Here is a 17450-nt window from a genome sequence, read left to right as displayed (position 1 = left end):
TGGCCGATACGCCGCGCCTTCTGGGCCGTTCTGCGAAAAGAGGGATATCGACATGACGGGGTGGGTTCAGGACGGTTGGCGGATCCCGTTCGGGGCACCGCGCTTGACCGGCGACGGGTCGAGCGGCGTGCGCTCCGCGTGCCTGGCGGAGGACGCAGAGCCGCTGCGGCTGTCGAGCGGAGCGGTCGACGTTGCGCCGGGTGTTCCTGCGGTGCCCTCTGCCGGAGACCAGTTTGCTGCGCTGAGAGACCGGCTCGTCGGCTTGTCCGATCCGTGGTCGTGGTCCGCTCAGGCCTTCGTTGAGGCGTACTTCGCCTTCGTCGAGGACGAAATCGCGCGGTCCGAAGACGCGATCGCCCGGCAGCTCGTGGCCCATGCCGGCCTCTATACGCCGGCCGATCTGCGCTTCTCTGCCTGGTTGCCGCTGCCCCAGGCCCATGTTCCGGGCATGAGCGGATCGGTCCGCTTTCCGTTCGTCTTCTGGTCGGGCGCGGAGATCGTCGCCGTGGAGATCGGGCAGGGAAGGGCCACGGCCGATGCGGCAGCCCTCCTGCCTCCGGCCCGAATTATGTCGGTCGATGCGACGGACCTCCAGCGTCAGCCGGTCGCCACGCTGCGCGCCGCCCTCCCGGACGCGGCCGTGCACTTCTGGGATGGGGTGGCCGCCCCAGTGGCGCCCCTGCGCACCCCGGACGAGAAGCTGGCCCTGTAATGGTCCGGGCGAAACGGGGCGCGGATTGCGCCCCGTCCGGGTTGAACCCCTTCAGCCTCAGAAGTCGGCTTCCATGCAGTAGAGGCCGCCTGTGAAGCGTTCGGCGGCATAGACGATGCGGCGTTCGTCGACATAGACGTCGTTGATTTGCGAGCAGCCGGCGGGCGAGCCCTCCGGTGTCGGCGGCACGCACGAGGCGATTTCCTGCGGCTGCAGCGGATCGGCGATGTCGTAGACCCGCACGCCGCCGTTGAAGATCGCCGCGAAGATGATTTCCTCGGAGCGGAAGCTGTACGGCCCCGGCTGGTTTTCGTGCACGTTGTGGGATCCGAAGCGTCCGCCTCGGTGCGCGAACTCCGACAGCGGCGGCAGCGGCATGGTGGCGATCGGGACCAGGTTGTCCTCTACCCGCGCATCGACGATCCACGTCATCTTCGGCCAATCGGCGGCCTCGTTCTTGATGGACTCGTCGGTGACGATCAGCAGCCCGCGATCGTGCAGCGGCAGAACCGTGTGCATGAAGCCGTTATAGGGCGGATGCGGATTCCAGTGGCTGATCTCCTTCGGGTTCGCCGGATCGGAGATGTCGAGGATGAACATGCCGCCGTCGAGATAGGCGACATAGGCGCGGTCCGGCCGATCCGGATAGACATTGGTGTTGTGGGCCCGGAAAGCGGTGTCGAACTTCGGGTGCCGCTTCGGCGGCGGGGCGCTGTCGCCTTCCCGCACACCCGGATACCACCAGCGGCCGATCTCCACCGGCTTGGACGGGTTGCGCACGTCGATGGAACGATAGAACTGGCAGTCGCGCCGGTCGCGCGGCTTGAAATCCGGTGCGCCGGCCGAACAGTGGATCGTCTCGCCATCGACGAACCAGAGCTGATGCGCCCCCATCGAATGGGGACCGGAGCAGTCGAAGAAGGCGACCCGCTTCGGCGTCTCCGGCGTGGAGACGTCGAACAGTTCGATGCCGGCCGGCTCCATGTCGAGGCCCGGATCGCCGAGACCTTTCGGACCGAGCGTCTGGTAGGCCACGGCCAGAAGGTCGCCCACCACGTCGAGCGAGTTGGAGCGCATCCGGTTGTGAGCGAGGTCTGTCTGGACCACCACCTTGGGATCGCGCGGGTCGCTGACATCCACGCCGGTGAAGTTCTTCGGCGGCCCCTCGTGGGCGAGCCACATGATCCGACGGCCATCCTTGGTCATCTGGATCGACATGCCTTCGCCGAGCCCACCGAAGCCTCCGAGCCGGTTCTGGCCGATCAGTCGCATATTCCGTGCTTCAAGCGATCCCATCGATCTTCGTCTCCTCCCCGTGAGCGGTCTTTGCCGCCTGCCAAGTCTTCAGAACGTCAGTGGTTTGCGGGCAGGCGAGGGCGAGGCTCGCCGCAAGTCCGTCCGCAAGATTGCGTCGTGTCGCTGATGCAATGAAGACCAGCCGCGTGGCACGGTCGCCCTCCGGCCAGACGGCCAGCCGGGCCGGCGGTGCCAACCGGTGGTGGACCCCCTGGACCACGATCGGTGCATCGGTCTGGCGCACATGCGCGAGGCCCTTCACGCGCAGGATTTCGTCTCCCGCCAGCGACAGGACGCCAGTCAGCCAGCGCGCCAGCGAGGGCCAGTCGAGCGGGTCGGTGCGTTCCACCACCACGGTCTGGACCGAATGATGGTGATGGTGGCCTGGATCGGGGGCGGTGCCCGATTTCGCCTGGCGCTGGACCGGGTCGAGCAGCAGCGCGGCGAGGTCGCTCTCCGCCTCCCGCACCACGATCTCCGCGGTCGGGTTCAGCGCGCCGATACGGGCGTGGAGCTGCTGCATCCGGTCGCTGGTGGCAAGATCCGCCTTGGTGATGATCACCCGGTCGGCGAAGAGCACCTGCCGGCGGGCTTCCTCGTGGTGGGCGAGGTCGCCATCGCCATGAAGGGCGTCGGCTGTCGTGACCACGGCGGCGAGCGCGAACCGGCGGCGCACGCCATCGTCTCCCGCAAAGAGGGCCGCGAGGGGGCCGGGATCAACGAAACCGCTGGTTTCCACCACCACGTGGGCGAGCGGCGGCAGGTCGCCAGCCGCCACGCGCTCGGCCAGGCTCATGAGGGTGGATCGCAGGTCGCCGCGCACCGCGCAGCAGGCGCAGCCGTTATCGAGGACCACCGCTCCATCGAGGGCCTTGTCGACGAGCAGATGATCGAGCCCGACGGCGCCGACCTCGTTGACGATGACGAAGATACCGTCCTGGTCGGGACCGCTGAGCAGCGCATTGAGAAGGGAAGTCTTGCCGGAACCCAGGAAACCGGTCAGCAGCGTGACGGGAATGGGCATCGGATCAAGCATCTCCCCCACGCCGGCGCTACCCGAGTTCCCGCGTCCCGGGCCGGATGTCCGGTACCGGGAAGAAGCACAGCATCACCAGCGGTTCGGCTCCGGTGTTGCGGGTCGCGTGCGGCTCGTTCGCCGGCACCAGGATCGTGTCGCCGGGGCCGACGGCAAGGAAACTGTCGCTGCCGGCCTGCATCTCGCCGCGGCCGGAGACGATGTGGATGCACTCCTCGAAGCCGTCGTGCACGTGCTGCGCGCGCGGCGCCGCGCCGGGTTCCGGTACTGGGATCTCGACCCGCCGGAAGGTCATCTGGGCCGAGCCTGCGTGGGCCGAGACGATTTCGTGCGCTTGCCGTCCCGGCAGGCCCATCGACGTGGCGTCCTTCAGCTGGATGACCCTGGCCATCGTGCTCCACCCCTTTGCCGGCCGGTCGCCGGTCTCTGAACGCAGACGGACCGGCCCCCGAGGGAACCGGTCCTGCTTGCTCCTCATGCCTGCGCGCAGCTCAGGCCGTCCTGCGCAGATCCGCCTGGCGCACGCCTCCCTGAACGACGTCGAGCTGGCGGAAGATCTCGGTCGCCTCCGCGGCGATCGCGTCACAGATGTCGTCCATCATCTTTCGGCCTTTCTCCACGGTGGCCGGTTGCGGATGGCCGTACCAGCCGCTCGGCTCAATGGAGCGCACGTCGGTCAGCACCGGCTGATAATTCCGGCTGCGGCGCAGCTTGTCCATCTTGGAGCCGAGCGAGTGATCGGTTCCCGATTCCGCGCGGTCCAGGTGGACGAGGTCGGGCCGGTTGGCGAGCACCGCCAGGGCCTCGATCTCACCGCCATGGGTGAGGCCGCCGCAGGTCGGGCCGTAAAGGTCGGCGGCCACGTAGCAGGCCTGCACGGTGACCACCGACAGGCCGTGGTCGCGGTGCAGCTGCTCGGCCGCGATCGCCAGAGGCGCGCTGTTGCCCTCGTGCCAGTTGACGATGAGCAGCTGCTTGGCGCCGTGCTGGGCGGTGGAGATGCAGGTGTCCTTGACCACCTGCATGTAGGTCTCCGGCGACAGCGAGATGGTGCCCTCGAACGGCATGTGCATCGGCGTTACGCCGAGCGGGCCGCCGGGCAGCACCAGCCCGTCCATGCGCTCCGCCACGCCGTGCGAGACCTCGTTGGCGGCATAGATGTCGGTGCCGGTCGGCAGGTGAGCGGAGTGCTGCTCGACGCTGCCGGCCGGCAGGATGACGAGCGGGTTCTTTTTCAGTTGCGCCGCAATCTCGGGCTGGGTCAGCTCGATGAAATAGCGCGTCGGCAGGGCGGAAGTCGCTGACGCCGTCATGATGATCTTTAGCTCCCGGAGAGCCGGAGCCGGTGGACGGGACGGAGTACTCCGCCGTCCACCGGCCTCGGGTGACGGTTGGTCAGGCGGCGTTGCGCTCGGCGGCGACATCGGCCCGGGCTTCGTCGATCACCTCCGACAGCGGCACCAGGGCGCCGTTGCGATCGACGGAGCGCAGCGCGGCATAGACCACGGCCAGCGCCACGTTGCCGTCGGAGGCGGACAGCTCCTTGATCTGCCCGGTGCTGCAGACCTCGGCGAACATCTCCAGCTCGTCGACGAACATGTTGGCCTGCGGCAGCTTGATCTCCTCGCGCTTGCCGTACCCGTCCTTGCCGCGCTGGATGTAGAGCGTCGAGGTCAGGTGCAGGTTCGACGGGTCGTCCCAGTGGCCGAAGTCGAGCTCGTAGTGCATCAGCCCCTTCGAACCGAACACCCGGATCGAGTAGATGCCCGGCGAGGTCCAGCAGCAGCCGACATAGGCAACCTTGCCGTCGGCGAACTTCATCAGCGTCATCGACTGGTCGTCCACCTCGGCGCCCACCGGCGACAGCTTGGAGGCGATGGACGAGACCTCGGAGATGTCGCCGCCGAGATAGTGCAGGGCGTCGAACTGGTGGATGCCGAGCTGCGAGAGCGGGCCGCCGGGAGCTTTGTCGCGGTACCAGCGCCAGGTCGAGGGCGTCAGCTCCAGCGCGCGCTCGTTGGAGAAGTTGGCCTCCATGAAGGCGACGCGGCCGAGTTCGCCGGCGTCGATGGCGGCCTTGATCAGGCGCGTGCCCTTCAGCAGCCGGGCGCTGTGGCCGACCATCAGGCAGACGCCGTGGCGCTCCTGAAGCTCATGCATCTTGAGCCCGTTGGTGAGCGTGTTGGCGATCGGCTTCTCGGTGTAGACGTGCTTGCCGGCCGCCGCGACCTGCTCCGCCACCGGCAGATGCTGCTCGTTCGGGACCGTCAGGATGCAGCCCTTGATCTCGGGGTTGGCGAGCAGCTCCTCCAGCGTGGCGACCGTGGCGATGCCGAAATCGGCCTCGTAGGCGGCGCGCTTTTCCTCCGATCGGCTGTGGCCTGCGACGATCTCGAACTTGTCGCTTGTCTGCGCGGCGCGCGTGAGCACCTTGGCCCAGCGGCCGAGCCCGATGATTCCGATTTTTACCGGCTTGGACGTCATTTCCTGCTCCCCGTTTGCAGTGGCGAACACCGGTCTGCGCCGGTCGCCCGCGGTGGCCGTTGTCGCGGCCTTCTTCAAAGCCGGCATCATTTTCTGGAGCCTGCGGTTGGTCCGGGCTACAGGATGCAGTCAGCTTCATTCCGTAATCGCGACATATAGTATTACGGTATTATGGATTGTCAACCAGCCGATGGAGGTGCGTTGTGGCGGTTGAGGACTCGTTCGAGATCGTGAAGACCGTGGCCCCGCTCAGGCGCCAGGTGTTCGACGGGCTTCGACAGGCCATCATTTCCGGGCGTCTGAAGCCCGGTCAGCGGCTTACCGAGCGCGAGCTCATGGCGATGATGAACGTTTCACGGACGGTGATCCGTGAGGCGCTCAGGCAGCTGGAAACCGAAGGGCTGGTCGCGCTGGTGGCCAATCGCGGCCCCATCGTACGTGAACTGACCAAGGAGGAGGCCAACGACCTCTACAGAATGCGCTCGGTACTGGAAGGCTTCGCCGCCCGGCTGTTCGCCGAGAACGCCGCCGATGCCGACGTGGCGAAGCTCGCCGCAGAACTCGAAGCGGTGGAAAAGGCCTATGCACGGGGCGACGCGGAGGAGATCCTCCAGTCGAAGAACGCGTTCTACCAGATCATGACCGACGGGGCGGGGTCGGAGACCCTGGCCCAGATGCTCGGAACGCTGCATGCCCGCATCTGGCGCTGGCGCGCCCTCGGCCTTAGCCACGCCGATCGCCGGGAAGGGCGCTCGGAAGAGACGATCCACAATCTGCACGCCGTTCTCGCCGCCATCCGCGAGCGCGACGCCGACGCTGCCGAAACCCGAATGCGGGTGGAGACCCAGCAGGCGGCGGACGAGGTCCGGCGACTGTTGGGCTGAGGCAGCCAGCGTCCGGGACGGGCCGGAAGGGGCGACATGGCCCGCATATCTTCGGAGTCCGCGCGTCCCCGTTGCGGTTGCGCGTCAATGATCATAATACGGTCATACGAGCATCGTCTGCGGGTCCCGGCCGGGAACCGCCGGCGACGGAGGAACGCGTGCCGGTCCGCCGCCGGAGAGCGGCGCCCGGAAACCGAGGGGCTGTATCATGAGCTGCGACGTCATCTGCCTGAGACCGGAAGCCGACTTTCAGAAGGTGGGCGTGGCGGCGCCTGGCGATCTCGCGGTCGCCTACCGCGCACCCGACGCGGACGACCTGCCGCTCCTCTTGCGCACGGCGAGGGCCGTGGTGATCCCGGCCGTCGGCCCTGCGCTGCCGGCCTCCCTGTTTGAGGGCAGCGCGGTGCGCCTCGTCCAGGTCACCGGTGCCGGCGTCGACCGGCTCGATCGGCCGGCCATGGAGGCACTGGGCATCGCGGTTGCCAATGTGCCCGGCGGCAGCAACGCCGCGATCGCCGAGTACGCCATCTCGACCGCGCTGGTCCTGCTGCGTCGCTTCGGCGAATCGAATGCCGCCATCCGCGCCGGCGACTACGCCGCCCATCGGGGTGCGCTGGTGAAGGCGTTGCCGCCGGGACTGGAGGACATGACCGTCGGCGTCGTCGGGCTCGGCACCATCGGGCTCGATGTTGCCCGGGGCTTCCGGCGGATGGGCTCGCGCATCGTCTATTTTGATCCCGCGCCTCGCGATCCGCAGGCCGCCACCGAGCTGGGGGCGGAGGGCGTCGACCTGCAGACGCTCTTGTCGACCGCCGACATCGTGACCCTGCACGTGCCACTCATTCCGGCCACGAAGGGGCTGATCGGCGCGGCCGAGCTGGCGCTGATGAAGCCGGAAGCCGTGCTGATCCACGCCTCGCGCGGCGGCATCGTCGACGAGGACGCCCTGGCGGAGACGCTCACCGCCGGCCGGCTGGCGGGGGCTGCGGTGGACGTGTATTCCGAGGAGCCGCCGGCAGCGACCAACCCGTTGATCGCGCTGGGCGAAGAGGCCGCGCAGCGCTTGCTGCTCACGCCTCATATCGCCGGCGTGACCCGCCAGGCCTGGGCAACCTTGTTCCGGACGGCCTGGGAGAACGCGTCGGCCGCAGTGGCTGGCGGAGAAATCCGCCATCGCGTCTACTGACTCGCGGGACGATTGCCGCGCCGGACGCTGCGTCCGCCAAGTGAACCGGCAGGCTGGCGGTGGCGCCGTGCGCTCATGCGGCCGGCTGGTGACGCGGGTTCCGGCGGTCGTCGGGGGATGGCGCCGCGAAGTGCCTTGACAGCCGGTGCCGGCGCACCCTACATCCGGCGAGCTTTCCGCAGGCGCCTGCCGCCGCGGCAAGCCCCGGGGCCGTAGCTCAGATGGGAGAGCGCTGCAATCGCACTGCAGAGGTCAGGGGTTCGATTCCCCTCGGCTCCACCAACCGTTCCCTGACGCGCACTGGACCTGCCAGCTTCGGCTGAGAGGGCGTAAGGCCGGGTCTTCGCCTTGCGTCGTCCGAGGCTTCGGCTCCCGATATCGCCCGGTCGCTGCGGACTGGCCGCACGGCGCTGAGCTTCCTTGGCCGCTCAAACAGTGCTTGATGTGTGTCATGGCGAACGCGCCAATTCGGCGCCAGGGTTTGCGCGTCGAGGGAAAGATCTTACCTTCCTGACAGGTGTCCGCGAGCAAGACTTGTCTTTCACGGGCGGCATTGAGCGACTACAACGTCGCCACGGTGCTGGCTTGCACCTGCCTTTTCACGGGCACGCGGACGGCGAACGCGCCGTGCAAAACCCGCGATCGATCTGACCACATGGACTGAGCCCGGCGGCGCGGCCCCGGCGCGTCGACGACCGAGGAGAGACGAGAATGGCGGCCATCAACGAGGAACGCGTCCTCTCCGTCACCCATTGGACGGATTCGCTGTTCTCCTTCACGACGACTCGCAGCCCGACGTTCCGCTTCGACAACGGCCAGTTCACGATGATCGGCATGCGGGTCGACGGCAAACCGCTCCTGCGGGCCTATTCGATGGCCAGCGCCAACTACGAGGAGGAGCTGTCCTTCTTCTCCATCAAGGTGCCGAACGGGCCGCTGACTTCGCGCCTGCAGCACATCAACCAGGGCGACACCATCCTCGTCGGCGAGAAGGCGACGGGCACGCTCGTCCAGCACGCGCTCCTGCCGGGCAAGACGCTTTACCTCTTCGGCACGGGTACCGGCCTGGCGCCGTTCCTTTCGGTCATCAAGGATCCGGAAGCTTACGAGCGCTTCGAGAAGGTCGTTCTGGTCCACGGCTGTCGCCAGGTTCGGGAACTCGGCTACGGCGAGAAGATCGTGGCCGAGCTGATGCAGAACGAGCTGATGGGCGAATATGCCCGCGAGAAGCTCCTCTACTATCCGACCGTGACCCGCGAGCCCTTCAAGCACCGCGGCCGCATCACCGAGCTGGTGGAAACCGGCAAGCTGGCGGATGACCTCGGCCTCCCGGCCATCTCGCCGGAAACCGACCGGGTCATGCTCTGCGGCAGCCCCGGCATGCTGGCCGACTGCAGCACGCTTCTGGAGACGCGCGGCTTCGAGGAAGGCTCCAACGCCAATCCCGGCCAGTTCGTCATCGAGAAGGCGTTCGTGGAGAAGTAGGCATAGGCCCGAAAAGTGGGAACCGGTTTTCGGACCCAGCCTATGCCCGGCAGAGACCAATAGGCCCGAAAAGTGGGAACCGGCTTTCGGACTCAACCTATGCCCGGCAAATGCCGATAGGCCCGAAAAGTGGGAACCGGTTTTCGGACAAGCCTATGCCCGGCAAATGCCGATAGGCCCGAAAAGTGGGAACCGGTTTTCGGACCCAGCCTATGCCCGGCAGAGACCCACAGGCCCGAAATGTGGGAACCGGTTCACGCTTCAGGCTAAGCGCGGGCCTCTGAGACTGCCTCAAGCCCGCTCGAGATAGCGGCTGTAGACCCAGCCATCGGCTTCGTCATCCCCGTTCGCGTCGAGTACGGTTACGTACCACCAGCGGCCCTCGGTCTGATTGACCTCGACCACAGTCCCGGGTGCGAGATTGTCGTCCTGAACCTTTTCGTGGTCCTTGCCGGGACCGACACGGATGGCCAGGCCGCCGGGCGTGCCGTCACGTACTTTCCACGTGTCGTCTCCTTCATCCCCCTCGCCGAACACCCGATCTCGGAAACTCTCGGTCTGGAACAGGGGCCCTGGGTCGGACTTGCGTCCGGGGCTGATGTCGTCATGTCCCACTACGTCCTCGAGCCCGTAGTGGCCGACCAGGAAGGTCGCCAGCTTTTCCGCAACCTGCATCTGCTGCTCGGTATAGGTGGCCCATCCCGGTGTTGCGACTGAGCCGGCAGTGACGCCGTGTGCGGGATTCGCGTTGAAGTAGATGCTGCCGTTCTTATGCGGGGCGACCACGATCTCGTCCGAAGGCACGAGGACACCAAGCCCGTTCTTCCAATGGCCCGCCTCCGTCTTTCGGCACGCGCCCGCATTGGCGATCTCGATTCCGATCGCGTGGCGGTTCAGCGACGTCAGCCTGTCATTCCGGACCCGCCATCGGCTCTTGCCGGCGTGCCAGGCGCGATCGGAGAACGGCACACTCTGGATGACTTCGCCGCTTCTCCCGATCGTGACGTGAGCGGAAACCCCGGACGACGGGTTCGCGAACCAGTTCGCGGCGCCTGATGCTTCTCGCCCGGCCGTATAATGGATGACCAGCAGGCGCCGCGCCTGGGCGGGGAAGCCGGCATATTTGTGCGGCGAGGGCCGATAGTCGACGCGCCGCCCGCTCGCATACAGAAAATCACCGTCCGACAGCGTGCGGATCGTGAACATGGCCCTTCTCCCCATAAGTGCATCTTCGAGCTGTATGCTATCATGAGTTGTGCACTGATGCTCGTCAACCGGAAGCGGCGTCGTTCCGTTGGGGTGGTGTCGGTGGCGGCAGATGAGAGGGCCCGGAGAATCCACGGCCGGCCGGCGCGCTTCACTCCGGCCGATAGCGCCGCAGGGTCTGTGACGGGCTTTCGCCATAGCGCTGCCTGTAGCTCCCCGCGAACTTGCTGAGATGATCGAAGCCGCAGGCCGTCGCGACCTCGGTAACGGTGCGTCCCGTCTGTGCCGCTTCCATCAGGTCGCGGCGGGCGAGCTCCAGCCGCACGTGTCGCACATAGGCGATCGGGGTCAGTCCCAAGTGATGACGAAACGCCTTGTGCAGCGTGCGCGGCCGGACGCCAGCGGCTTCGGCGATGTCGTCGAGGCGCAACGCTTCGCGCGCATGGACCTTGATGTAGTCTTCCGCCCGGGCAAGCGCCGCCGGGCGCGCGGCATCGTCCCGCTCGATCCGTTCGCCGGCCGTGTGTTCCAGCGCCGTCAGCATCAGTTCCGCCAGCACCGACCCGGCGCGCTCGGCAAGCCGCGGGTGCGCCCAGCCGGCGCCTTCGCGGGCGTCGGAGGCCAGCGCCCGCAGGAAGGAAAACAGGCTCGCCGTCCGCGTCGTTTCGTTTGCTGGTCCGCCGGTGAAGAGAACCGCTTCGATGGGATGGTTCCCGTCCGCGCCCCAGTCGCCGAGCGCTGCATCGAGAAGCGCACGGTCTATGCGCACGATGAGCTGGACGCACTCGGCATCCCAGGTCTTCTCATGACGCCGGTCCGGATTGACGACGAACAGGTCGCCCGGTCCGGCGCGGTCCTGCCCTTCGGCGTGGCGGTAGGTCGCCGTTCCCGCCAGCGTCCACTGCAGCAGGTAGAAGTCGCGCAGCGGTGGCATGCCGATGAGCGTCTCGGCACCGTAGGTCAGATGGTTGAGCGACAGGGAGCCGACGCTTGCGTGGCTGTGGCGAAAGCCCGGAAGCTCCTGGGCGGTGGCGATCTCGTGCGTGCGGAAGAAGCGCGCAACGTGCCGCTTGGCGAGGCCGGCGGAGGCGCCTTCCGTGGTCTCCGGCGCCTCGAAGGGGAGGGGCGGATTCGGGACCGGCGTCGGGGGCTTCATCGTCTGGTCTCCGGTAAGCACTGGTCTGTGTCTGCGGTACTGCTTGCAGAATGCGCGTCAAATGCCGCGGTTTCCGCCGCTATGCGCCGCGCGGATCGGCAGTCTGGAGCAATTTCAGGCAGTATGCCGAATCGGGCTAGTAGGGCGCAATCGGGCTAGTCGATCGGCCGAACGAAGGACATCATAACGGTTCCAGTCTGTGCCTGGCCGCTGGCCCGGGCCCTGCGAAGGACCGTTCATGGATTCCGCCGCCGTCAAAGCGCTCGCCAAGGACCTCGGGGCCGATCTCGTCGGCATCGCGAGCGCCAAGACGCTCAACGCCTTTCCGCCGGATCCGCGCTGGCCGCAGACGCCGGACCGCATCTCGCCCCACTGCAAGAGCGTCATCGTCATCGTCTCGCGTATCCCGGTCGCCGTCTTCCGGGCCAAGGCGCCGGTGGCCGTCCAGTACATGGATATGATGGTGCTGCGGCGGATGGACGTGATCGCCCACAAGCTCGCCGAGGCGCTGGAGCGCGAGGGGCATCCGTCCTTCGTCACGGCCGCCCAGGAGACCGACTGGGACCTGAAGAACGCCTCCTACGGCCGCCTTTCCACCCGCCATCTCGGCATCGAGGCGGGGCTCGGCACGTTCGGACTGGAGGTCAACATCCTGACGCCGGAATTCGGCCCGCGCATCTACCTCACCGGCATCCTCACCGAGCTGGAGCTGGAGCCGGACGAGCGCATCACCGAGCAGGTCTGCATCGGCGAATCTTGCTCCCGCTGCCTCTATTCCTGCCCGACCGACGCGGTGAAGCATTTCGGCATCGACAAGCGTGCCTGCGCTACGGCTGCCCAGGAGTTCGGCTTCATGACGTCGCTGGGGGTCTTCGAGGAAATGATCGATTGCGACGACGACGAACGGCGCAAGGAGATCGTCGAAAGCCGCGACATTTACGGCTTCTGGCAGGGGCTGTTGCGCGTCGTCGGCTCGTTCGGCGACTGTCCGCGCTGCCTCGCCGTCTGCCCGGTCGGCAACGACTACCACGCCCACCTGACCGCGCCGCAGAAGGTCATCCCGGAAAAGACGCCGGAAAAGGTGGAGAAGGCGAAGCGCTTCAAGGAGGCGCGCAAGGCCGGCGAGCCGATTCCGGGCCTCGATGATTGGAACAAGCGCTGGGTCGGGGAAGAGGGCTATCAGGGCCTGGTTGCGCGCCAGCTCCAGGCCTTTAAGGCCGAGCAAAAGGCCCGCGCCGCCGCCCACGCCGAAAGCCGCGACGCCGAACCCGCGGGTGCCGATGCACCGGCCGCCGACGAGCGCTGAGGAGAACCGAGATGGTCGCGATCTTCCAGGAACCCCTCACTGCGGAAACGGTCAAGGAGAAGGCCCGCGCGCTCGGCGCAGACCTCGTCGGCATCGCCGATGCGGCCGCCCTCAACGCCAACCCGCCGGACCCCGCCCATCCGAAGCGGCCGATGGACATTTCCGACCACGACGCCGATCGCGTCATCGTCATCGCCAAGCGGCTGTCTGCCGGCACCACGCGGCTGCCGGCATGGGACGAGCGCCACAAATTCTACAACGACGAACTGGCGCTCACCGCCATCGAGGCGACTTCGCTGGAACTGGTGCTGTGGCTGGAAGACCGCGGCTACCCGGCCCTCATCGTGCCGCCGACCCATGTCGATCCGCTCGACTATCGCGGCGACGCGCGGGCCTCGCTCGGTCCGATCCTCTCCATGCCGCACGCGGCGGTGGAGGCCGGTCTCGGCACTCTCGGTCTCAACCAGATGCTGCTCACGCCCGAATATGGGCCGCGCGTCGTGGTCACGGCGGTGCTGACCTCTGCGCCGGTTGAGTGCGACAGCCGGATGGAGGAGGCGCTGTGCCACGGGGCGGAGTGCGGGCGCTGCCTGTCGGCCTGCCCGGGCGATGTCATCCGCCACTTCGATCGCGACTGGCAGGCCTGCCAGGACTACCGCTCGCCGCACGGTTTTCACGCGCTTGCCGATCACATCGGCCGCATCATCGACGAGCCGGACCCGGCCAAGAAGAAGGCGATGCTGCGCTCCAAGGACCAGTTCTATCTCTGGCAGTCGATCCTGCGCGGGGCAGGCGTCGTCACCGGTTGCCGCCGCTGTCAGGACGTCTGCCCGGTCGGCGCCGACTATGCGCGACTGGCCGATGCGCTTGCCGAAATCGCGGAGGACACGCCGGAGAAGCGGGCTCGGCTGGCGGAAATGCGCGCCGCCGAGGCGGCCGGCGACATGCCGGAGAGCTACCGGCTCGCCGAACGCTGGATCGGCGACCTGGTGAAGCAGGCGAACGCCGCCCTCTGAGCGGGTCTGCCGCCCGGGGCGGCCGGGTTGGGGTGGGGAGCAGGCGGACGGGCGTTGGGAGGCGCCTGTCCGCCACCTTCCCGGGACACGGCCAGGTCGCCGTCTGCCGGCTGAATGGAGGGGTGAGGGGATGACGACAGACCTGATGCTGCCGGAGACCGCCGAGGCGCTGGCGGAGGCCCAGCGCGCCGGGCGCATCCGCGCGGTAGAGCGGGCGCAGGCCTCGGCCTTCTGGCAGCCGCGGCTCGCCGGCCTCGACCTCGACCGCATCACCGAGCCGGAGGAATGGGCAAAGATCCCGATCCTCACCAAGGACGAGCTGCGGGCGCTCTCCACCGACGCATTTTATGCCGCGTTCTGCACCGCCGGGCGCAGCGAGACGAGCGAATTCTGGCGCTCCGGCGGCTCCACTGGCCGGCCCCTCTTCTATCCCCGCACCCATGCCGACCTCGCGCATGCCATGGCAGGCTTCCGCCGGGTCTATGCCTGCGCCGGCGTGACGTCCGACGATCTCGTCCACATTTCGCTGCCGCTCGGCATCCATCCGGCGGGCCACATGTGCGCCCGCGCGGCGGAGGCCGAAGGCGCCGCCGTCATGTGGGTCGGCGCCGGCAATGCCGTTCCCTCCGTCATGCAGCTCGACCTGATCCGCACCTTCCGGCCCTCCGTGTGGGTCGGCATGTCGAGCTACGCCATCCATCTCGCCAACCTTGCCGCTGCCGACGGCGAGCGCCTGTCGGACTACGGCATCCACACGGTGATCTGCACGGCCGAGCCGTTGTCGGCCATCAAGCGGGCCAAGCTCTCGGCGCTCTGGGGCGCGCGGGTGCTCGATTCCATCGGCATGACGGAAATGATGATGATGGGGGCGGAAACCGCGCCGGACACCGGCTTCCGCATCTGGTCCGACTTCGTCTATCCGGAGGTGGTCGACCCGGACACCTTCGAGCCGGTCTCGCCGGGCGGCGAGGGGCTGCTGGTGGTCACCGCCCTCGCCACCAACGAAGCGACGCCCTTCTTGCGCTGGAACACCGGCGATGTGGTGCGTGTGGCTGACGCTGCCGAGGCCTCGGTCGGGTCCGACCCCGGCCGGGGGGCTGTCGACCCGCGCTTCGGCCTGTTCCCGATCATGCGCCACGCCCACCGCACCGCCGGCTTCTTCAAGGTGCGCGGCGTGAACATCGGCCACGCCGACTTCGAGGACATGATGTTCGCCGACGCCGCCATCGCCGACTTCCGCGTCGAGGTGCTGGCGACCGACGGCACCGACGTCCTGCGCGTCCATCTCGAGCCCGGCTCCGGTACCGACCCGGCCGCCCTGACGCCGGCTCTGACGGACCGCGTACGCCACACGTTCGAGGTGACGCCGGACCTGGTCTGGTGCGAACCGGGCTCGATCGCCAGAGCCTTCGAAAGCTCGGTCAAGGCGGCCCGGTTCGTGGATTTGAGGTGAACTCCGAACGCCCGTCCCGGGGTGAGCGGGGCCGTGATCTCCACAGCCCCGCCCGGACTACCCGGCAGAAGCGGTCAGGGTGATCAACTCCGTCCTGCCCGTCGCGATGAATTCTTTCAGGCTGCCCCGGATCAGCCGGGTCCAGGACGTCGAGCAAGTGTCGTAGCACTCCACTTCCGGCGCCAACCCCACGTGGGTGAAGGTGACTTCGGTCTTGGAACCCTTGCGCCGGACGTCAAAGGCAATCGACGTGCCCGCCCATTCCTTGACGTCATCGAGATAGTTGAGCTGACAGTCGAGAACTGTCCAAACGACGCGCTCACCGGGAACGAGCTCGCTCACCTTCTGCGTCGAGTGATGCAGATCCTGGTAGCGATAGACGAAGATATCTCCGACCGCCTTGGGCTCGCCCTCGTGCTCGCCGCTCCACCAGTCCTTGGGAGAGCAGATGGCGGAGACCGCGGCTTCCGGGCTCTGGTCGACAATGAAGCTGGTCGTGAAGTGGGGGATCTTGTCCATTTGGGACTCTCTCCTTGTTTCGCGGCGCACGCCTGCACCGCGAGGGACGAAACACTGACTGTGAGAAAGCGTGCGACGGAGGGGCTATGTCCGCGTCAGGCCTACCGTGGCGGGACCGTTTCGAATGTCTGCAGGGACGGATCGAGCGTGTCCCAGGGCAGGCCGCGGCCGGCATAGGTCACGGCCTCCGGCTGAAAGCGCCCCGGATCGTCCAGGCTGGCAGCATGGACCGCCAGGACATCGGGCATCACCGCGAGTGTGAGGTAGACCGGGCTTCCGCAGACGGGGCAGAAGGCGTGGGTCTTCTCGTGGCCGCTGTCGGCGATGGTCGTCCAGGTGATCACCTTTCCCGAGATCGTCACAAAGGAACGGTCCGGAAAGGTCAGGTAGGACGCGTGGCCCGTCCCGCTGGCGTGTTGGCAGTCTCGGCACTGGCAATGGTTCTGGAAAATCGGCGCGCTGGCAGTCTCGTAGCGGACCGCACCGCACGCGCATCCGCCGCTATAGGTCATCGACATGATGGCTCTTTCTGGATCTGATCGGTGCTGCCGTGCCCGATGCGTGTGGCCGGTGGTTTCGGTGGCGGACGCCGGGGCGTCCGCCAACCACAAGCGATCGGGTTGGTGAGCGCCCCTGCTGGGTCGCCTCACTCCGGGATGCGGCGCTCGTACTCCGCCTTGAGGCCGGCCCAGGCGTTCCAGAAGGGCGCCGGTGCACGCTCCTCCAGGCGGGCGACGAGCACGTCGAGATGGGCGTGCCAGCCCGAGGAGACGCCAACCAGCATGGAGCGTCGCGGCAACCGCCGGTGCACCAGGGTCAACAGCACCCTGTCGCCGCGTGGCTCCAGGTCGATGGAAACATCGCCGCTCTCGTCCCAGGTGAAGGCCAGACGGCGCGGCGGGTCGTACTCGGTGACGGTTGCCGTCATTCGGTGCTCCTCGCCAAAGCCGTCGGGCTTGTCGCCCGGCGGGTCGGTGAGTTCGCTGTTGCGCCAGACGAACTCGACCTGCGTGCCTGCCGCGTCACCCATAACGCCCCCGGCGAGCCACTCGCTGCGCTTGTCGGCGTCGGTGAGGTAGGTCCACACCCGCTCGATGGGGCCCGGCAGAATGCGCTGGATTTCCAGCGTTGCCGGCTCAATCAGCTGGCCGTAGGCGTTAGGCGTCACCACGGCGCCTGCTTGGTTGCTCTGCATCTGTGTCTGAGTCATCGGTCTTCTCCCTTTCAGAAGTGAGCCGCCCCGCGTCCTCTTCCCGCAACAGACGGTCGAGGGTGTCGAGGCGCTCGGTCCAGAAGCGTTCGTAGTAGGCAAGCCACCGGTTGGCCGAGGCCAGCGGCCCCGGCACCAGCCGACAGTGATGCGTCCGGCCGCGAACCTCGCGGCGGATGAGCCCGGCCCGCTCCAGCACCTTGATGTGCTTGGAGGCGGCAGCCAGCGACATGGAGAACGGATCCGCCAGTTCGCTGACGGTGCGCTCACCGTCGGCCAGCGCGTGCAGCATCTGCCTGCGCGTGGCGTCCCCGAGGGCGTGAAAGACGGTGTCGAGCTGGGATGTCTGAAATTCAACCATGAGGTTGAACATAAGCGCGCAAGACGCGACTGTCAACCGATCGGTTGAATGATCGTTGCGGGCTCTGGAAGGGGAGAGAGAAGAGGGGGAAACGGAGAAAGAGACAGGCAGGGCGACCGGCGACAGGCGCCGGTCAGGGA

18 protein-coding genes and 1 tRNA gene are annotated in these 17450 nt (G+C 67.3%); 8 read left to right on the top strand and 11 right to left on the bottom strand.

The genetic code is table 11. The annotated features are described in order from the left end of the window. Positions 1-52: 52 nt before the first annotated feature. Complete coding sequence (locus C507_RS0118390; RefSeq protein WP_018701192.1) at positions 53-712, top strand: hypothetical protein; 660 nt, start codon at positions 53-55, stop codon at positions 710-712. Positions 713-769: 57 nt separating this feature from the next. Here the strand turns inward: C507_RS0118390 and C507_RS0118385 are convergent, their stop codons facing one another. The 5 genes from C507_RS0118385 to C507_RS0118365 form a co-directional block, all read right to left on the bottom strand. Next, a complete protein-coding gene (locus C507_RS0118385; protein WP_018701191.1) occupies positions 770-1984 on the bottom strand; it encodes an LVIVD repeat-containing protein in 1215 nt (404 codons plus the stop codon). Positions 1985-1994: 10 nt separating this feature from the next. After that, a complete protein-coding gene (locus C507_RS21995) occupies positions 1995-3032 on the bottom strand; it encodes a CobW family GTP-binding protein (RefSeq protein WP_169508990.1) in 1038 nt (345 codons plus the stop codon). Positions 3033-3060: 28 nt separating this feature from the next. Continuing rightward, positions 3061-3435, bottom strand: a complete 375-nt coding sequence (locus tag C507_RS22595; RefSeq protein ID WP_018701189.1) for a cupin domain-containing protein — start codon at positions 3433-3435, stop codon at positions 3061-3063. 100 nt (positions 3436-3535) lie between these two features. Next, positions 3536-4357: a creatininase family protein gene (locus C507_RS21985; protein WP_018701188.1), complete on the bottom strand. Its 822-nt coding sequence runs from the start codon at positions 4355-4357 to the stop codon at positions 3536-3538. A gap of 82 nt (positions 4358-4439) precedes the next feature. Then, the gene (locus C507_RS0118365; RefSeq protein WP_169508989.1) at positions 4440-5528 is read right to left on the bottom strand and encodes a Gfo/Idh/MocA family protein; all 1089 of its coding nucleotides are present in this window, start codon (positions 5526-5528) and stop codon (positions 4440-4442) included. Between the two features lie 203 nt (positions 5529-5731). On the opposite strand from C507_RS0118365, the gene C507_RS0118360 reads away from it, so the two are divergent. The 4 genes from C507_RS0118360 to C507_RS0118345 all read left to right on the top strand — a co-directional run bounded on the left by C507_RS0118360 (position 5732) and on the right by C507_RS0118345 (position 9083). Continuing rightward, complete coding sequence (locus C507_RS0118360) at positions 5732-6412, top strand: GntR family transcriptional regulator (protein WP_018701186.1); 681 nt, start codon at positions 5732-5734, stop codon at positions 6410-6412. 208 nt (positions 6413-6620) lie between these two features. After that, positions 6621-7598, top strand: a complete 978-nt coding sequence (locus C507_RS21980) for a 2-hydroxyacid dehydrogenase (protein ID WP_018701185.1) — start codon at positions 6621-6623, stop codon at positions 7596-7598. A 206-nt stretch (positions 7599-7804) separates the two neighbouring features. Then, positions 7805-7880 (top strand) — tRNA-Ala (locus C507_RS0118350). 429 nt (positions 7881-8309) lie between these two features. Continuing rightward, entirely contained in the window at positions 8310-9083 is a 774-nt protein-coding gene (locus tag C507_RS0118345) for a ferredoxin--NADP reductase (RefSeq protein ID WP_018701184.1), read from the top strand. A gap of 291 nt (positions 9084-9374) precedes the next feature. On the opposite strand, the gene C507_RS0118340 is transcribed toward C507_RS0118345, so the two are convergent. Both C507_RS0118340 and C507_RS0118335 read right to left on the bottom strand, forming a co-directional pair. Further along, entirely contained in the window at positions 9375-10289 is a 915-nt protein-coding gene (locus C507_RS0118340; protein WP_018701183.1) for an N-acetylmuramoyl-L-alanine amidase, read from the bottom strand. 151 nt (positions 10290-10440) lie between these two features. Continuing rightward, positions 10441-11445: a helix-turn-helix transcriptional regulator gene (locus tag C507_RS0118335; RefSeq protein ID WP_018701182.1), complete on the bottom strand. Its 1005-nt coding sequence runs from the start codon at positions 11443-11445 to the stop codon at positions 10441-10443. A 238-nt stretch (positions 11446-11683) separates the two neighbouring features. On the opposite strand from C507_RS0118335, the gene C507_RS0118330 reads away from it, so the two are divergent. The 3 genes from C507_RS0118330 to C507_RS0118320 all read left to right on the top strand — a co-directional run bounded on the left by C507_RS0118330 (position 11684) and on the right by C507_RS0118320 (position 15220). Next, positions 11684-12751 (top strand): epoxyqueuosine reductase, encoded by a 1068-nt coding sequence (locus tag C507_RS0118330; RefSeq protein WP_018701181.1) that lies wholly within the window; start codon positions 11684-11686, stop codon positions 12749-12751. Positions 12752-12762: 11 nt separating this feature from the next. Next, positions 12763-13767, top strand: coding sequence for a 4Fe-4S double cluster binding domain-containing protein (locus C507_RS22590; protein WP_018701180.1), 1005 nt, complete (start codon positions 12763-12765; stop codon positions 13765-13767). Between the two features lie 130 nt (positions 13768-13897). After that, positions 13898-15220 carry a phenylacetate--CoA ligase family protein gene (locus C507_RS0118320; protein WP_018701179.1) on the top strand — a complete coding sequence of 441 codons (1323 nt, stop codon included), beginning with the start codon at positions 13898-13900 and terminating at the stop codon, positions 15218-15220. A 57-nt stretch (positions 15221-15277) separates the two neighbouring features. Here C507_RS0118320 and C507_RS0118315 read toward each other — a convergent pair whose 3' ends face one another. The 4 genes from C507_RS0118315 to C507_RS0118300 all read right to left on the bottom strand — a co-directional run bounded on the left by C507_RS0118315 (position 15278) and on the right by C507_RS0118300 (position 17310). Then, entirely contained in the window at positions 15278-15739 is a 462-nt protein-coding gene (locus C507_RS0118315; protein ID WP_018701178.1) for an SRPBCC family protein, read from the bottom strand. A gap of 101 nt (positions 15740-15840) precedes the next feature. Further along, the gene (locus tag C507_RS0118310) at positions 15841-16257 is read right to left on the bottom strand and encodes a GFA family protein (RefSeq protein ID WP_018701177.1); all 417 of its coding nucleotides are present in this window, start codon (positions 16255-16257) and stop codon (positions 15841-15843) included. 128 nt (positions 16258-16385) lie between these two features. Continuing rightward, complete coding sequence (locus C507_RS0118305) at positions 16386-16934, bottom strand: SRPBCC family protein (protein ID WP_018701176.1); 549 nt, start codon at positions 16932-16934, stop codon at positions 16386-16388. Next, positions 16897-17310, bottom strand: coding sequence for an ArsR/SmtB family transcription factor (locus tag C507_RS0118300; RefSeq protein ID WP_051089815.1), 414 nt, complete (start codon positions 17308-17310; stop codon positions 16897-16899). The genes C507_RS0118305 and C507_RS0118300 overlap by 38 nt, the downstream gene beginning before the upstream one ends. Positions 17311-17450: the final 140 nt, after the last annotated feature.

It is taken from the genome of Amorphus coralli DSM 19760 (assembly GCF_000374525.1).
Lineage (GTDB): Bacteria > Pseudomonadota > Alphaproteobacteria > Rhizobiales > Amorphaceae > Amorphus > Amorphus coralli.
Note: the sequence above shows the minus strand (reverse complement) of the source record. Positions and strands in the feature narration are given on the sequence as shown.

Excerpts from the sequence above, each read along its gene's own strand:
- C507_RS0118320 (WP_018701179.1), top strand. The coding sequence starts at position 13,898 with ATGACGACAGACCTGATGCTGCCGGAGACCGCCGAGGCGCTGGCGGAG.
- C507_RS0118385 (WP_018701191.1), bottom strand. The coding sequence starts at position 1,984 with ATGCGACTGATCGGCCAGAACCGGCTCGGAGGCTTCGGTGGGCTCGGC.
- C507_RS21995 (WP_169508990.1), bottom strand. The coding sequence starts at position 3,032 with ATGCCCATTCCCGTCACGCTGCTGACCGGTTTCCTGGGTTCCGGCAAG.
- C507_RS0118390 (WP_018701192.1), top strand. The coding sequence starts at position 53 with ATGACGGGGTGGGTTCAGGACGGTTGGCGGATCCCGTTCGGGGCACCG.
- C507_RS21985 (WP_018701188.1), bottom strand. The coding sequence starts at position 4,357 with ATGACGGCGTCAGCGACTTCCGCCCTGCCGACGCGCTATTTCATCGAG.
- C507_RS0118345 (WP_018701184.1), top strand. The coding sequence starts at position 8,310 with ATGGCGGCCATCAACGAGGAACGCGTCCTCTCCGTCACCCATTGGACG.
- C507_RS22590 (WP_018701180.1), top strand. The coding sequence starts at position 12,763 with ATGGTCGCGATCTTCCAGGAACCCCTCACTGCGGAAACGGTCAAGGAG.
- C507_RS0118305 (WP_018701176.1), bottom strand. The coding sequence starts at position 16,934 with ATGCAGAGCAACCAAGCAGGCGCCGTGGTGACGCCTAACGCCTACGGC.
- C507_RS0118300 (WP_051089815.1), bottom strand. The coding sequence starts at position 17,310 with ATGGTTGAATTTCAGACATCCCAGCTCGACACCGTCTTTCACGCCCTC.
- C507_RS0118365 (WP_169508989.1), bottom strand. The coding sequence starts at position 5,528 with ATGACGTCCAAGCCGGTAAAAATCGGAATCATCGGGCTCGGCCGCTGG.
- C507_RS0118335 (WP_018701182.1), bottom strand. The coding sequence starts at position 11,445 with ATGAAGCCCCCGACGCCGGTCCCGAATCCGCCCCTCCCCTTCGAGGCG.
- C507_RS0118310 (WP_018701177.1), bottom strand. The coding sequence starts at position 16,257 with ATGTCGATGACCTATAGCGGCGGATGCGCGTGCGGTGCGGTCCGCTAC.
- C507_RS0118315 (WP_018701178.1), bottom strand. The coding sequence starts at position 15,739 with ATGGACAAGATCCCCCACTTCACGACCAGCTTCATTGTCGACCAGAGC.
- C507_RS0118340 (WP_018701183.1), bottom strand. The coding sequence starts at position 10,289 with ATGTTCACGATCCGCACGCTGTCGGACGGTGATTTTCTGTATGCGAGC.
- C507_RS22595 (WP_018701189.1), bottom strand. The coding sequence starts at position 3,435 with ATGGCCAGGGTCATCCAGCTGAAGGACGCCACGTCGATGGGCCTGCCG.
- C507_RS21980 (WP_018701185.1), top strand. The coding sequence starts at position 6,621 with ATGAGCTGCGACGTCATCTGCCTGAGACCGGAAGCCGACTTTCAGAAG.
- C507_RS0118330 (WP_018701181.1), top strand. The coding sequence starts at position 11,684 with ATGGATTCCGCCGCCGTCAAAGCGCTCGCCAAGGACCTCGGGGCCGAT.